Genomic DNA, 13813 nt, shown 5'->3' with positions numbered 1-13813 from the left:
TGACAATTTATGAGGTGTATATGTCTGTATTTAAACTCGCGTTTCCAAAAATTAATTTGGCGGGATTTGGCGCGATCGAGGAGCTTATCAGCGTAATTTCCGCTAACCACGGCGATGCGCAAGGCTTGTTGATTTGCGATCCGGCGATGATGAAACTGGGGTTTGCCAACAAACTGCTTGAAAGCAAACTGAATTTGGCGCTGTTTGACCAAGTCAAACCAAACCCAGATACCAATACCGTTAAAGAAGTATTGGCGTGTTTTGATGCTTATCAAGCGCAGTATTTGATAGGTTTTGGTGGCGGTAGCGCCATCGATACCAGTAAAGCGATTCGCATTTTGTCGAAAAATGAAGGGCCAATTGCGCGCTTTAATGGGGTCGATAAAGTGGAGCAACTCGGCTGTCCGTTGTATGCGATTAACACCACTGCCGGCACCGCTGCGGAAGTGACCAGTAATGCGGTCATCACCGACACGGAAACCCACGTAAAGCACGTTATCATCAGCGACAAGATTATTCCTGATGTGTCGGTCAACGACCCATCGGTAATGTTGGGTATTCCCGCTGATGTGACTGCTGCGACCGGGATTGATGCATTAACTCACGCGATCGAATCTTATGTCTCTGTTGGGGCGCATGCCTTGACCGATTACATTTCTCTTGAGTCGATTCGCTTGATTGCCAAGTATTTGCCGCAAGCGGTGGATAACGGCAAAGATGAGCTGGCGCGTGAAAAAATGGCTCAAGGTCAGTTTATTGCCGGGCTGTCATTTAACAGCGCCGGGCTTGGAATGGTGCATGCGATGGCTCACCCGGGCGGAGCGCACAAAGACTTACCACACGGAGTATGCAACGCCATTTTGCTACCGATTGTATGTGAGTTTAATCGCCCTTATCGAGTGGAGAAATTTGCCAAAGTTGCCGCCGCGATGGGTGTGGATACTTCAGCGATGAGTGATGAGCAAGCCAGTGTTGCCGCCATTGACGCGATTAACGCGCTGAACAAACGGGTTGGCATTCCTGCCGGATTTGGCGAACTGGGTGTCACCGAGGCTGACGTACGCAGTTGGGTGGATGATGCACTCGCTGACCCATGTGCCGGTGGTAACCCGCATCCAATGACCCACGATCAAGTTACACAGCTGTACTTGAAATCCTTGTAATTGAGGGTGATGAGAGCAAGCGCAGTGTTTGCTCTCATCTTAGGATTTGCGCATTCGCCGTTAGGTGAGCTTTGCCTTGGCGAATGTCGCCAGCGAAAAGGAGGGAACATGCTGTTACTAAAATCCAATGAGTATGTGGGCGCGGCATCAAGTGTGCGCGTGCTCAGCCGTCACCCTCAAGCGGACTACCCCGAACACGGCCACGATTTCTCCGAGTTAGTGTTGGTCTGCTCTGGCAGTGGAATTCATGTGATTAATGACCAGCAGCGTGTGATTTTGCCGCATTCGATCAACTGCATAACTGATAGTGATTACCACCTTTATGATCGTACCCACGATGTGAACCTGTTTAATATCTGTTATGACAAAGAGCGATTGAATATTAATTCTTGCTGCGTGGACATCATCAAGCGCTTAGAGAGCGATCTAAGCAGTATTTTGGTGACTCAAGAGTCGTTTGAAGCCATCCTTGGTTTGGCGGAGCAACTTGAAGTTGAGCAGAATAAGCAACAGCGAAATTCCGAAGTGATGTGTTCGCTATTGTTTGAACAGCTGCTGATCCAGATTGAGCGTCTTAGTATCAAGCATGGCGCTAAAACTCCGCTGATGCAGGCGGTCGTGTATCTGTGCGACCATTATCGAGACAGTAACTTGTCGATTGCCTCGGTATGTGAGCAATTCTGTGTCACGCAAAAAGCGCTGAATCATAAGCTCATGGCTTTGTCGGGGTTATCGACCAACAAGTTTGTTAATTTATTAAGGATTAAGCATGCAGAGCGTCTGCTGCTATGCGGAGTGAGTATTACCGAAGCGGCGTATGAAGTGGGCTATAACGACAGTAATTATTTCAGTACTAAGTACAAATGTGTCACTGGTCGTAAACCATCAGACATAGTGAAACACGCAGAAATGCCGATTTAGTTACTGATTTTCAAGTCAAAAAAAACAGCGCCGATGCGCTGTTTTTTTAGCTTTGGGTTATTGGTCTAATGATCGAGGTACAAAAAGTTCTTCCAGCTTTCCATACGAATCAGAACTTTACGCATGATCGACACATGCTCAAAGTGATCCGAGAACACCGCCACTTCGGCATTGGTGCCAAGTGGAATATGATAATCACTCATATCGTCGGTGATTTTCAGTTTCACCATCACTCGTCCAGTGGTTTGTAGAGCTTCGGTGCCGTAAAGTTTACCCGTGGCCTGTATTTGGCCTTCTGCAATCGCTGGTAGCACTTCAATCACTTTGCCTTCAAACACTTTGCCAGGTACTGCGCGGAAGACGAATTCTGCTTCGTAACCGGCTTTCAGGCGCTGCAAGGAGTTTTGACGAAATGCAGCGATGTAATGGTGCTCTTCTGTGTGGACAAAGGTCATCACTGGTGCCAGCGGTAGTGGTACGGCCATCATGCCCGGTCTTAGTGCTACGTGCGTTACAAAGCCTTTGGTTGGCGCGCGCACGACTGTTTCGTCGAGGTTAAATTGCGCTTGGTCTAACGCTGCTTTTAAGCTCGCGACACCGGTATTTTCGCCATCAATTTCGGCGGTATACGCCAGTTTGGCTTGTTGCTCACTGGCGCGCGATGCTTCTAACGCTGCTTCAGCGGCCAAATAGCTTTGGTGGCGAGTATCGACTTGTTGCTCAGTAAACGCGCCTTTTTTAAAGCCTTGATTGTAGCGTTCGTATTCACGTTTAGTACGGTCACGGTCGGCTGTAGCTTGCACCGTGTTTGACTGCGCAGCTTTGTAAGTGGCTTCCAGCTCTAGCACGTCTTGGCTAGCTTCGGCCAATGCCGCTTTCGCTTGAGTGACTTTCGCGATGAACGGCGTCGGGTCGATATGAAATAGCGGCGTTCCCGCTTCCACTTCTTGGTTCGGTTTTACATCCACAGAGATGACTTTACCGCGAACCGTTGGCATGACTGGCGTGGTGGTATACACCTGACCACCAATTGCCGTAAATGGGTGGTTGTAGTTCATCAACAAAATGAGGGTACCAACAAGCACCACACCGCCAAGAATTGCGGTTGGCACAGACCACTTGTTGAGTGGAATACGAAACACTTTAAAGATGGTAATACAAATTGCGGTGTAAGTGAGAATCAGCAATAAATCCATTATTGATTATCCTCGTGCTTCGCCGTTGGGGTTTGCGCCGTTGAGGCAGCGGCGGTTTGGCCGTTTTTCATCGTAGCGATTTCCAACTTTAACTTGGTGATTTCGTGATGCATTTGTTCAAGTTGCAAACTGAGATCTTTCGCAGACCCCATACCTTGGCGGTTTTTAAAGCCCCAGCCGCGCTCTTTGCGCCATAAGGTGGCCCAAATCCAAAGAAATGGCCACAACGCATGCAGAGTAAATAAGCTCACCCAGCCTGCATAGTGAATTGCATCTTGGTGGGGATGGTCACGTTCTTTGGCGATCTCATAGGGAATGTCGTGCAGCACAATAATGCCGTAAAACAACACCAGCGCTACGAAGATCAACATCCCGAGCGCAAAATAATTTAAAAACATGGAAGTGTTTTCCTTGATAAAACGAAAAGCAAACCTGTGCGTCCCGCGTCGTTAATATACGAACAGGATAGCAACTCTATGCTATTAAAAAGGTTTTATAGTCGAGACAAACGCTAATAGTAGGGGCTTGGCGAACAAAAAAGATGATTAAGGTCAATCTAACCGTATTCGGTTCGTTATCAAGAAGGAGACAGGGAGCAAATAACTCCCTCAAAAGGTTAGTTTTCTAAGCACACCTGATTGCGACCATTAGCTTTGGCCCGATACAGAGCTTTATCTGCGCGATAAAAGGTGCGTTGGGTGTTTTCACCGTCGCGGTGTTTGGTGACGCCAATGCTGACTGTCAAACCACGCTCGCCGAGGACCTCTTTCCAGTTAAATTGGAAGATGCGCTGCCGGTATTGCTCAGCATACATTTTGGCTTGCTGTTCATCGGTGTTTTCAAGAATCACTAAGAACTCTTCACCGCCAAAACGCACACATGATGCGTCACTGAAATGAAAATGTTTGGCGAGCTGTTTTGAAACGCGAATGATCGCTTTGTCGCCGACCAAATGGGAGAGTTCATCGTTGATCGATTTAAAATGGTCAATATCGATCACCAGCAGTGAAAAGGGTGTTTCGTGTAGCAGCAGATCTTTAAGTTTAACTTCCATCCAGCGCCGATTGCGCAGCAGGGTTAGCGGGTCGGTGAATACATCTTGTTGTAGCTGAGCCACAGTGTGTTTCTGGCTTTCGGTGGTCTCTTTGAGCTCGCGGTTTTCAATTTCCGACAAAATTAACTTGAGCTGCAGCTCAAAGCGTGACAGGCGGCGTAGTTGGCTTGCGCCAAGTTCACCAATCGGAATCGCGCTGACCAGTTCGCTTTCAATAGCGTAGGCCTTCTGCTGGTAGAGAAGCGCCGCTTGATATTTTTGTTGTTGCTCGTAAATGGTGCTCAGCGAGTTAAATAATTGCAGCCCCAGCACTGGCGCGTAACCGGAATCAACGCGCTGCTCGGTACTTTCCAGTAACCAATTAGATAAGTGAGTGCGGCCTAATTCATTGAGACAATAGGCAAGTTCAAGGCGCAGCATATTAGACAGCCAAGTGGAGTGAAGATTGCCATAGGTATATTGCACATTGGCGAGATAATCTAACGCGCGCTGTGCTTTGCCTTTATGGCGTAAAAGCATGGCGTGATAGAGATACACTTGGCCTGAAAGCACTTTGTCGCTGACCAAAATACTCAGCTGTTCACACTCTATAAGCAGCGCTTCGGCCACGCTGTGACGTCCGAGCTGGATGTAGCAAGCCAGCATAAACAATTTGTATTTTAGGCGTAGAGAGCGGCTGGTGAGGGCATGGTCGATGCTGTCTATCTTTTGGTAATAACTGAGGGCGCGATCGTGATCGCCATAAGCATCGCACAGATTACCCATGCCGATAATGGCGGTCGCGTAAGCATCGATATTGCTGTGTTCGACGGCGATATTGGTTGATTCAACGTAGTGGGTCAGCGCATTAGAGTAATCACCCACGGTAAAAAATCGGTCACTTAAACTGTTTTTGATGTCTAGAATCAGCTCGGAGTCTTGAGGAAGGTTGAGCAAACTCAACGCGGCGTTAAGATCGGCGATGCTGTCTGAATAGCTAAGCTGTTTGCTTAAGTGCTCGGCGCTGATGATAAAACATTGCGCTTGTTCACGAGACGTGGTCGCAATATCGGTGCGCACATGGGCCCAAAATTCAAGCGCATCTTCGCCAGTGGCTGCTGCGGCATCGAGACCGCGGTCAGAGATTTTTTTCAGTAATGCTTCCATCTGCTCGCTTTCGTGCCTCAGTTGTCTTCGAGTTGGTCCAGAGTGAATGGAAAACTCAGAATATCGTAAAACTCCATCTCCGGAGCCTCGGTTAATAGCCCTTGACGTTGCCAAGGGTAGATTGCCAGCATCTGCTCTAGGCAGTAATACACTTGATGGGCCGGTTCGTCTTTTTCAGACAGCAGCAGTGCGACGCGATTTGGGCTTAAGCGTGCTAATAAATCATGGCGACAACACAGCGAGTGAGCCAATTCTGCGCTGATGTCGAGCACTGCGGAGTCCTCGTGTTTGATGATGATGACTGAGTGATTGGCGCGTTTAAGCTCGGTTTTGCACATCACCAACTGTTCCCACCAATAGGTTTCTGACACCATCTGGGTTAACTGCTGTTCGGGGTCAAACTCGTGCTGGCGGCGAATACGGTTAATCAGTTTGCGCGCGCGTTGTTCCATTTGGCGCTTGGAGGCGCGAGCTTTGTCGTTGCCAACGCGCAGGGTTTGTTCACGCAGCATCTGCAGTGAATATTGGCGATATTTCTTATACGCATTGAGTGCGGCTTGGTAATCGCCGCTTTCTTCCGCAACGCGAGATTGCTGAAAACAGATTTGTGACAACAATTCGCCATTATCAAAGGTTGTGGCGGATGCTTCAGCTTGGGCGAGAAGCTGGGCAGCGCGCTGTGGATCTTTACGCAGTAGTTCAAGGCGCGCGCGGCTGATATACGAGTGCGATTTCATCCACATCAAATTGTGTTTGACTGCCAAATCGTGGGCTTTTTGGGTCGCTTCTTCGGCATCTTGGATGCGCTCTAAGCCAAGCAGTGCCAAGCCACGAAAGTCCCAAATTTCCGCCTGCCACGTTTTGTCATCGTGATAGCGTAATGCTTCGCTGGCACCATCCAGTACCGACAGCATGTCAACAAATTGGTTAAGTAGATAATGATCCCAAGCCAGCAGAATTCGTGCTTTGCCTTCCAACCAGTTTATGCGCGAGTTATTGGCGACGGTGACCGCCAGTTCGTGGGTTGAGCGCGCCAATTGTGGTTCATTGGTGATGCGCCAAACGTTGCCAAGGCCAATCAAGCTTTCGATTTGAATTTCGATTTCGTCGGTCAGCGCAGATTGTTCCAGCGCGTTAATCCAATATTGCTGAGCAGAGTAATACTGCGCTTGGCCCCAGAAGTGCAGGGCATGGATATGAAGAATTTCCGGGACGTGATCGTCGCTATCGATGCTGTTTAGGCGGGTGAGGGCTTCTTTGATGGTTTTTAGGCCTTTACGGTAGTCCATCAAATGCCAATGACATAAAGAGATGATAATCAAAGCGTGAATCACCGCTTTGGTATTCATCATGGTGTTGGCCTCTTCAACGCATTGTTGTGCCTTAGCTAAAACAAGGTGCGGATCTTTATCCACTTGTTGCTTTAGTTGGAGCAACTGAGTTTCGAGCGTGAGTTGGCTTCTATCCAAAAACAAGTCCTTTACGTCATTGTGCGACTTCATCATTCGAAAGCATTATAAAAACAGGTATTAATACAACTCTAGCAAAAAACCAAAAACACCTGAGTTTTAATGCTCAACTTCACAGTTATTTGCGATTTAAGCCAATAAATCTTTGAGAGATAGGGGATCTTGAGTCAAACCTAGCGCTTGTGCTGCGGTTTGGCCATCCTTGCCTTGATAACAAAGATTGTGCCAAGCGCGGAAAATATCCAGCAAAGGCAGTAGTCCACCTGGGCGAAGTTTGCGCCGTGGTTCGTTGATGAAGTCTTCAAACAGCAACTGGAAACGCTGCTGATAGGAGGACACTTGGCGTAAGCTGGCTTTATTCAGCCATATTTCCGGATCTGGATGGTCGCCTGCCAGATAGCAAATGCCTTTTGAACTGGCTTGCTGGTTGGCGATCGCCCAGCGGTCGCGCCACCATCCCATATGCACGATATCGATTTTGTCGAAGTACAGTTGGCGTCGCCAGTTGGCATCTTCTTCGACATACATCAGATCGACATTGTTGTGCTGAATGCGTGACAGGCAAACGCTCAGTGCGGCTGAACGCAACAGTGGATCTTGAGGTAAGTAAAGCGTGACGCGTGGCTGTGGTTGGCAGAGATCCAATACATGCAAATAGTGCGCGTAAGAGGTGTAAGGCGGTCGAATTAACGCGCCTTTAGTGGGATAGTGAAACGCCGTCAAATTGCCAATAGGGTCTTCAACATTACCGCGCGCCAAAATGGTTTGGTATTGGCGATCAATTCGTTGGTGAATTTGGCTTTGATATTCGCGATCGTCGCTCCCCGCTTCGGGTAAATAGTGCCGTGATACGAAACGTGCCGGTTGCTGAAATGGGTTGTGATCAATCGGACCCACCGAGCTTTCGTTGGCGGCGTAGTTGACGTGCTGGCACAGAATATACCCAGACTGAGCATCGCCGGTGGCGATCCAAAATACACCATTGTCGCTTTTAGGTTGCAGCGGCCGATAATTCGATGCCAGTTCGTAATGAGGCGCATGTTTCATCCAGCGCGCATCAAAGGTAGCCAGTTTGCGCCGGCAACGGCTGGCGATATGGTCGATATGATCGTAGAAGGTTTTAGGATTAATATTGAGGCGGCGGCAGATTTCACGCACCGAGTAACTCATAAACAGCAATCCAAGTAGCGATTCTTGAAACTCGAGCTTTGAGTTAATCCCAGACCATTTATCGACAAATGTCGACTGACACTGTTTACAGCGATAGCGTTGGCGATCGCCACTATAGCCAAAGGCATGGTAAAGGTGTTTGTGCGTATGAACCGATAAACCGAGGTTGGCGCATGCTGGGTTGCGACAGGCGGGTAAACCTTCGCTGTGAAGCTGGCGCAAACGTGCCAGTTCTTGATTCACATCGTGGTTGTTGAGCAAAGGGGGGAAAGCGCCGCATTCACGGCAAACCATCGCCGGACGCTTAGGGTTGACATCCTGCACAATATACCGATGTGCATCGCTCAAACCAAAGTTGTCACACGCCAATGTTTTACAAAAGTTGAGTTGCAATCCTTGTGCATCCGTTGGTAGCTTGTCGTCGCTCACCATCTCCCCCTTATTTGTCCAACTGCCATCCGTGGCAGCGGTATGGTTTTAGATACTAATGGCGGTTTCCAGTGCCACTTTCATCATGTCATTAAACGACTTTTGACGCTCTTCAGCACTGAGTTTTTCACCGCGAATAATGTGGTCAGATACGGTTAAAATCGTTAGCGCTTTTGCGCCAAGATCCGCAGCGACGCCGTAGATTCCCGCCGCTTCCATATCCACGCCCAAAATGCCAAGTTTGTTCATTTTCTCGAAGATGTCGGCTTCTGGGGTGTAGAACAGATCGGCAGAGAACACGTTTCCGACTTTGACAGGCACGTTTTGCGCGCGAGCTGAAGCAACCGCCGTTTCTAACAAACCAAAGTCAGCAATGGCTGCGAAATCGTGATCGTTAAAACGAATGCGGTTAACTTTTGAGTCGGTAGAGGCACCCATGCCAATTACCACATCCATCAATTTCACGTCATCACGTACCGCGCCACAGCTACCCACACGGATAACGTTTTTCACGCCAAATTCAGCAATTAGTTCGTGAACATAGATACAACAAGATGGAATACCCATACCGTGGCCCATGACCGAAACTTTTTTGCCTTGATAAGTACCGGTGTAACCGAACATATTGCGGACATCACACACTTGTTGAACATCTTCTAAGAAGGTTTCGGCAATGTATTTTGCTCGTAGTGGGTCACCTGGCATTAAAACCGTTTCTGCAAAATCGCCAAGTTGAGCATTAATGTGAGGGGTTGCCATAGTTGTTACTCCAAAATTCTTTCAATGTGTACTAATTCTGTTGAAAAACAAAACACGCTATGACTGCAATATTAGGGAGATGAGAGGTTATGTCTTGAGAAGTTGCTCACAAAAAAACCGATAATAACATGCCCTTTGTTTATTGATAACTAAATCTGTTGAAAGCGCTAGAGCAATCGATTTGCTGATAGTGAAAGGAAAACTTGCCCCAGAGTGATCCAAGCAAAGCATAAAATTGTACAACTTAAAAATTTGTACAGGTTTTTAAGTTTGTGCTAAAAGTTATACATGATATTTTTTTGTATAACTTTTTTAATGCGAAGGTGACGGTATGGATTCTCAGATTCTGGTGGGTATTAGTGCATGCGTGCTCGGCGAAAAAGTGCGTTTTGATTCCGGGCATAAAGCCAGTGCTTTTGTTAACAAAGAGCTTTCTCCCTATCTACGCTTTGTCGCGGTGTGTCCTGAGGTTGGCATTGGTATGTCGGTGCCGCGACCAACAATTCGGCTCATTTCGGACAAGCAACGCATTGCGCTGGTCGAAACCAAAGATGCCAGCAAGGATTACACTGATGCGATGCAAAGTTACGCCAATCAAAAAGTCGACGGCTTTTTAGACCAGCCATTGTGTGGCTATATTGTGTGCGCGAAATCGCCAACTTGCGGAATGGAGCGAGTCAAAGTGTATGGCAACAACCACGCCGAAAAGAGCGGGGTGGGCCTTTATACCCAAGTGTTGCTTGAGCGCATGCCTTGGCTTCCGGTTGAGGAAGATGGTCGCCTGAACGACCCAGTGTTGAAAGAGAATTTTATCACTCGAGTATTTTGCTTAGCCGATTTCTACCAGTCGATGGGAGATGAGCCGACTCGAGGCAAAATCATTGACTTCCATTCGCGTTACAAATTGACGCTGATGGCGCATCATCCTGACTCGTATCGCGAACTGGGGCGTCTTGTTGCACACATCGCCGATTATGATCTTGATGACTTTGTGGCGCGTTATCGGCTTGGGTTAATGAACGCCATGGCGCACCGTGCAACGCGTAAAAACAACACCAATGTCCTGATGCATTTACAAGGATATTTCAAGCGCGCGCTGGGCAAAAAGGAAAAAGCGGAGCTGAGAAAAGTCATTGACGATTATCGCGTCGGCTTATTGCCACTTCTCGCGCCATTAACCCTGATTAAACATTATTTACATACCTATCCTGACCCGTACTTGGCAGATCAGCGTTATTTTCAGCCTTATCCAGAGGAGCTTCGTTTACGTTATGGCTTGTAGTTCAACTGTCCAAGAGCAAAAGTGGTATGCGATTCGAGAAGTGTCTGAGCTTACGGGAGTAAAGCCAGTTACGCTGCGCGCTTGGCAGCGTCGGTACAACTTGATTAAGCCGCATCGCACTGAAAAAGGCCACCGTCTCTACAGCGAAGCCAACATTGAGCACATTCGGCTGATTCAAAGCTGGCTGGCAAAGGGCGTGGCTATTGGTAAAGTCAGAGCGCTGCTTGAATCACCAAGCGAGCAAGCCAAGGTGATAGAAGCGCCAAATCAATTGGCAGAGGTCGACGAGTTGCTTGACTCGCTAGCCCGACTGCAGCGCGGTAAAGCCGAAGCGGTGATTGCTCGAACTTTTAAAGAGTACCCGATAGATATTGCTGAAGCCGCCTTTGTGCAACCGATTCAGACAGCGCTTTCGCATATGAGTAAAGCGCAGCGCAGCCTACAAACAGGACTGTTTCAATCTTTGATGATGGCAAAGCTCAGCGCTATTTTGGAGGCCGAGAATCGCGCCGCGCACAAAGGCCATTGTTTGTTGGTAAACCACGAAGACAGCGGCCATATAGGTGCTTGGATATGGGCGATTCAACTTGCTGGCCAAGGCTTGAAAGTCACGGTGCTGGATGGTGTAGCGGACTTTCGCGGCTTAGTTGACCATTTAGGGCTCACCGATTATCAGCAGCTCGCCATTTATGCCAATCATTCGCTGGTGGCAACGCAGCGTAAGGCGCTCGAGACTTTAGCGCACTCTTTGCAAGTTAGGTGCTCGCCGGTGCTTGAGCAATTGTTAGTGCAAGGAGAAGATCAATGAAGCTGGTGTGGCTAAGACGTGATTTGCGTGTCGATGACAACAGTGCACTGATTGCGGCATTAAATTCAAATGAGCCGGTAGCGGCGGTATTTATCGCAACGCCAGCTCAGTGGCAGCAACATCATTTGGCGCCAATTCAGGCGGATTTAATTTGGCGTCGGCTGGCGGAGCTTTCTGGCGAGCTTGAAGCGCTCAATGTGCCGCTGCTGTATCGCCAAGTTGATCGTTATGGTCAAGCAGCGCAAGCGGTGAGTGAACTTGCGCTCGAATTGCAAGCAAACGAGGTCTGGGTTAACCGTGATTATGAGCTCAATGAGCAGCGCCGCGACGCCTTGTGTGAACAGCTACTTGAGCCACACGGCGTAAGCTTTAAAAGCTGCCACGACAAATGTGCGCTTGCGCCGGGTGAGGTCAAAAATCAGCAAGGCGAATACTTCAAAGTATTTACGCCGTTTAAAAAAGCGTACCTAAAGCTATTTTACGCCCAGCCGTTATCCGTGCTCAAAGCGCCACAAGGGGTTAGCTGGCCATTACCATCGTCGTTAGAGTCTTGGCGTTTTAGCAAACAGGCTGCGTTTGATTATCCACGTCAAACCAGCCAAGCTTGGCCGGCCAAAACCACGGAAATAATTGCACTGCTGCGCGAGTTTTGTCAGCAATCTGCCGATGATTATAAGCTAAGGCGTGATTTCCCCGCGCAGGCTGGGACCAGTAAACTATCGGCATATTTAGCGATTGGCGCACTGTCGGTACGCCAATGTTTGGCGCGTTTAAGTTACGGTCATGATGTCCTCAGTGAAGGGCGACAAGTATGGCAAAGTGAGTTGATTTGGCGGGAGTTTTATCAACATTTACTGTGGTTTGAGCCTAAATTGAGTCGCGGTGAAAGCTTTCTTAATTGGGGCAAACGTCTCGCGTGGCAGCGTAGTGAACGCCATTTTGATGCCTGGAAGCAAGGCCAAACTGGCTATCCAATTGTTGACGCAGCGATGCGTCAGCTCAATCAAACGGGTTGGATGCACAATCGCTTACGAATGATAGTGGCGAGCTTTTTGATTAAGGATTTGCACATCAGTTGGCGCCAAGGTGAAGACTATTTTATGAGCCAACTGATTGATGGAGATTACGCGGCCAATAATGGTGGTTGGCAATGGTGTGCGTCGACGGGTTGCGATGGACAGCCGTATTTTCGAATCTTCAATCCGATCACCCAAGGCGAAAAATTTGACCCTGAAGGTGAGTTTGTTCGTCACTGGGTGCCTGAATTGTCTGAAGTTCCAGACAAATTTTTGCATCAGCCTTGGAAATGGGACGGGGTCAAATTATTGTCATATCCGGCACCAATTGTTGATCACAAACCGGAAAGAGAGATAACCTTACAGCTCTATAAAGAAGCGAAGGATGGGAATTAATGCTACGTAAATTAATGTCTTTGTGTTGGTGTATTAGCGCCGCAGCCTTTGGTGCTACTTATGACTTACCTACCGAAGACAGTAGCATCGTGGGTCGCACTCAATATCATGTGGTGCAAAAAGGTGAAAACCTTTCTGATATCGCCAAGCAATACGATGTTGGTATGTTATCTCTGATGGCGGCAAATAAGGGGGTCGACCCGTTTGTGCCGCAAGTTGATTATGTACTGACGATTCCCGGTCAGATCATCTTGCCGAGTGTGCCACGTAAGGGAATTGTGATTAACCTTGCCGAACTTCGCCTTTATTACTTTGAGCCGAAAGAGCATAAGGTGCATATTTTCCCGGTTGGCATTGGGCGTATTGGTCGCGATACTCCGGAAATGGAGACCAAAATAAGCCAAAAAAGGCCTAATCCAACTTGGACGCCGCCCGCCTCAATTCGTAAAGAGTATGCCGCCAAAGGGATTGAGTTACCCGCTGTGGTTCCTGCCGGTCCAGAAAACCCACTGGGTGAATTTGCGATGCGCCTAGCTTATGGAGCAGGGGACTATCTGATTCATGGCACCAACAAAGATTTTGGTATCGGGATGCGAGTTAGCTCCGGATGTATTCGTATGGATCCGCGTGACATTAAGTGGTTGTTTGCTCAAGTGCCGGTTGGCGAGCCTGTCCGTGTGATTGACGAACCGGTAAAAGTGGCGCTTGAACCCGATCGCAGCGTATTTTTAGAGGCCCACGAGCCGTTAACGCGCAGTGATGGTTCAAAGAAAGCAATGCGGATTCCAACTGAGCTGCGCTGGTGGTTAGATGAGTTTAAAGTCTCAGACAGCAAAGCAAAAGCGGTGATTCTGGCACAAAATGGCGTGCCAACGGAAATTGCTCCGCCAGAGTTAATAGAGCAATAACCGTAACGAAAAAAGGCTTGATGTATCAAGCCTTTAATTTTTAGGTTAAAACACCTTTGGTACAAAAATAGAAAGGGTCTGCATTGCAGACCCTTT

11 protein-coding genes and 1 pseudogene are annotated in these 13813 nt (G+C 48.3%); 6 read left to right on the top strand and 6 right to left on the bottom strand.

All coding sequences use genetic code 11. The annotated features are described in order from the left end of the window. Positions 1–20 precede the first annotated feature (20 nt). Together BLS03_RS10315 and BLS03_RS10310 are read left to right on the top strand one after the other, a co-directional pair. Positions 21–1163, top strand: a complete 1143-nt coding sequence (locus BLS03_RS10315) for an iron-containing alcohol dehydrogenase (protein ID WP_093273113.1) — start codon at positions 21–23, stop codon at positions 1161–1163. A gap of 108 nt (positions 1164–1271) precedes the next feature. Then, positions 1272–2084, top strand: coding sequence for a helix-turn-helix domain-containing protein (locus BLS03_RS10310; protein ID WP_176765575.1), 813 nt, complete (start codon positions 1272–1274; stop codon positions 2082–2084). A gap of 65 nt (positions 2085–2149) precedes the next feature. Here BLS03_RS10310 and BLS03_RS10305 read toward each other — a convergent pair whose 3' ends face one another. From BLS03_RS10305 to deoD, 6 genes and pseudogenes are all read right to left on the bottom strand, one after another. Next, positions 2150–3280, bottom strand: a complete 1131-nt coding sequence (locus tag BLS03_RS10305; RefSeq protein WP_093273108.1) for an HlyD family secretion protein — start codon at positions 3278–3280, stop codon at positions 2150–2152. A gap of 163 nt (positions 3281–3443) precedes the next feature. Then, positions 3444–3678: pseudogene (locus tag BLS03_RS26185) on the bottom strand (DUF3302 domain-containing protein); the annotation flags it as partial. Positions 3679–3896: 218 nt separating this feature from the next. Beyond that, the gene (locus BLS03_RS10295) at positions 3897–5480 is read right to left on the bottom strand and encodes a diguanylate cyclase (protein WP_093273100.1); all 1584 of its coding nucleotides are present in this window, start codon (positions 5478–5480) and stop codon (positions 3897–3899) included. A gap of 17 nt (positions 5481–5497) precedes the next feature. After that, on the bottom strand, positions 5498–6949 hold the full coding sequence (locus BLS03_RS10290) for a hypothetical protein (protein WP_093273097.1): 1452 nt from the start codon (positions 6947–6949) through the stop codon (positions 5498–5500). Positions 6950–7078: 129 nt separating this feature from the next. Further along, the gene (locus BLS03_RS10285) at positions 7079–8548 is read right to left on the bottom strand and encodes a lactate dehydrogenase (RefSeq protein ID WP_093273273.1); all 1470 of its coding nucleotides are present in this window, start codon (positions 8546–8548) and stop codon (positions 7079–7081) included. 48 nt (positions 8549–8596) lie between these two features. Next, the gene (gene deoD, locus BLS03_RS10280; RefSeq protein ID WP_093273094.1) at positions 8597–9307 is read right to left on the bottom strand and encodes a purine-nucleoside phosphorylase; all 711 of its coding nucleotides are present in this window, start codon (positions 9305–9307) and stop codon (positions 8597–8599) included. 331 nt (positions 9308–9638) lie between these two features. Between deoD and BLS03_RS10275 the strand changes: the two genes are divergently transcribed. Genes BLS03_RS10275 through BLS03_RS10260 form a run of 4 tightly spaced genes read left to right on the top strand, consistent with a single transcriptional unit; the run spans position 9639 to position 13717 of the window. Beyond that, positions 9639–10589, top strand: a complete 951-nt coding sequence (locus BLS03_RS10275; RefSeq protein ID WP_093273091.1) for a YbgA family protein — start codon at positions 9639–9641, stop codon at positions 10587–10589. Next, the gene (locus BLS03_RS10270) at positions 10579–11397 is read left to right on the top strand and encodes a MerR family transcriptional regulator (protein WP_093273089.1); all 819 of its coding nucleotides are present in this window, start codon (positions 10579–10581) and stop codon (positions 11395–11397) included. Before BLS03_RS10275 ends, BLS03_RS10270 begins: the two co-directional genes overlap by 11 nt. Further along, positions 11394–12809, top strand: a complete 1416-nt coding sequence (gene phrB, locus BLS03_RS10265; RefSeq protein WP_093273086.1) for a deoxyribodipyrimidine photo-lyase — start codon at positions 11394–11396, stop codon at positions 12807–12809. The genes BLS03_RS10270 and phrB overlap by 4 nt, the downstream gene beginning before the upstream one ends. Next, positions 12809–13717: a L,D-transpeptidase family protein gene (locus BLS03_RS10260; protein ID WP_093273082.1), complete on the top strand. Its 909-nt coding sequence runs from the start codon at positions 12809–12811 to the stop codon at positions 13715–13717. Before phrB ends, BLS03_RS10260 begins: the two co-directional genes overlap by 1 nt. Positions 13718–13813 lie beyond the last annotated feature (96 nt).

The organism is Vibrio xiamenensis, assembly GCF_900100015.1.
GTDB lineage: Bacteria > Pseudomonadota > Gammaproteobacteria > Enterobacterales > Vibrionaceae > Vibrio > Vibrio xiamenensis.
The sequence above is the reverse complement of the archived record's forward strand: the minus strand, read 5'-3'. Positions and strand labels throughout refer to the sequence as shown.

Excerpts from the sequence above, each read along its gene's own strand:
- BLS03_RS10315 (WP_093273113.1), top strand. The coding sequence starts at position 21 with ATGTCTGTATTTAAACTCGCGTTTCCAAAAATTAATTTGGCGGGATTT.
- BLS03_RS10310 (WP_176765575.1), top strand. The coding sequence starts at position 1,272 with ATGCTGTTACTAAAATCCAATGAGTATGTGGGCGCGGCATCAAGTGTG.
- BLS03_RS10305 (WP_093273108.1), bottom strand. The coding sequence starts at position 3,280 with ATGGATTTATTGCTGATTCTCACTTACACCGCAATTTGTATTACCATC.
- BLS03_RS10295 (WP_093273100.1), bottom strand. The coding sequence starts at position 5,480 with ATGGAAGCATTACTGAAAAAAATCTCTGACCGCGGTCTCGATGCCGCA.
- deoD (WP_093273094.1), bottom strand. The coding sequence starts at position 9,307 with ATGGCAACCCCTCACATTAATGCTCAACTTGGCGATTTTGCAGAAACG.
- BLS03_RS10275 (WP_093273091.1), top strand. The coding sequence starts at position 9,639 with ATGGATTCTCAGATTCTGGTGGGTATTAGTGCATGCGTGCTCGGCGAA.
- BLS03_RS10270 (WP_093273089.1), top strand. The coding sequence starts at position 10,579 with ATGGCTTGTAGTTCAACTGTCCAAGAGCAAAAGTGGTATGCGATTCGA.
- phrB (WP_093273086.1), top strand. The coding sequence starts at position 11,394 with ATGAAGCTGGTGTGGCTAAGACGTGATTTGCGTGTCGATGACAACAGT.
- BLS03_RS10260 (WP_093273082.1), top strand. The coding sequence starts at position 12,809 with ATGCTACGTAAATTAATGTCTTTGTGTTGGTGTATTAGCGCCGCAGCC.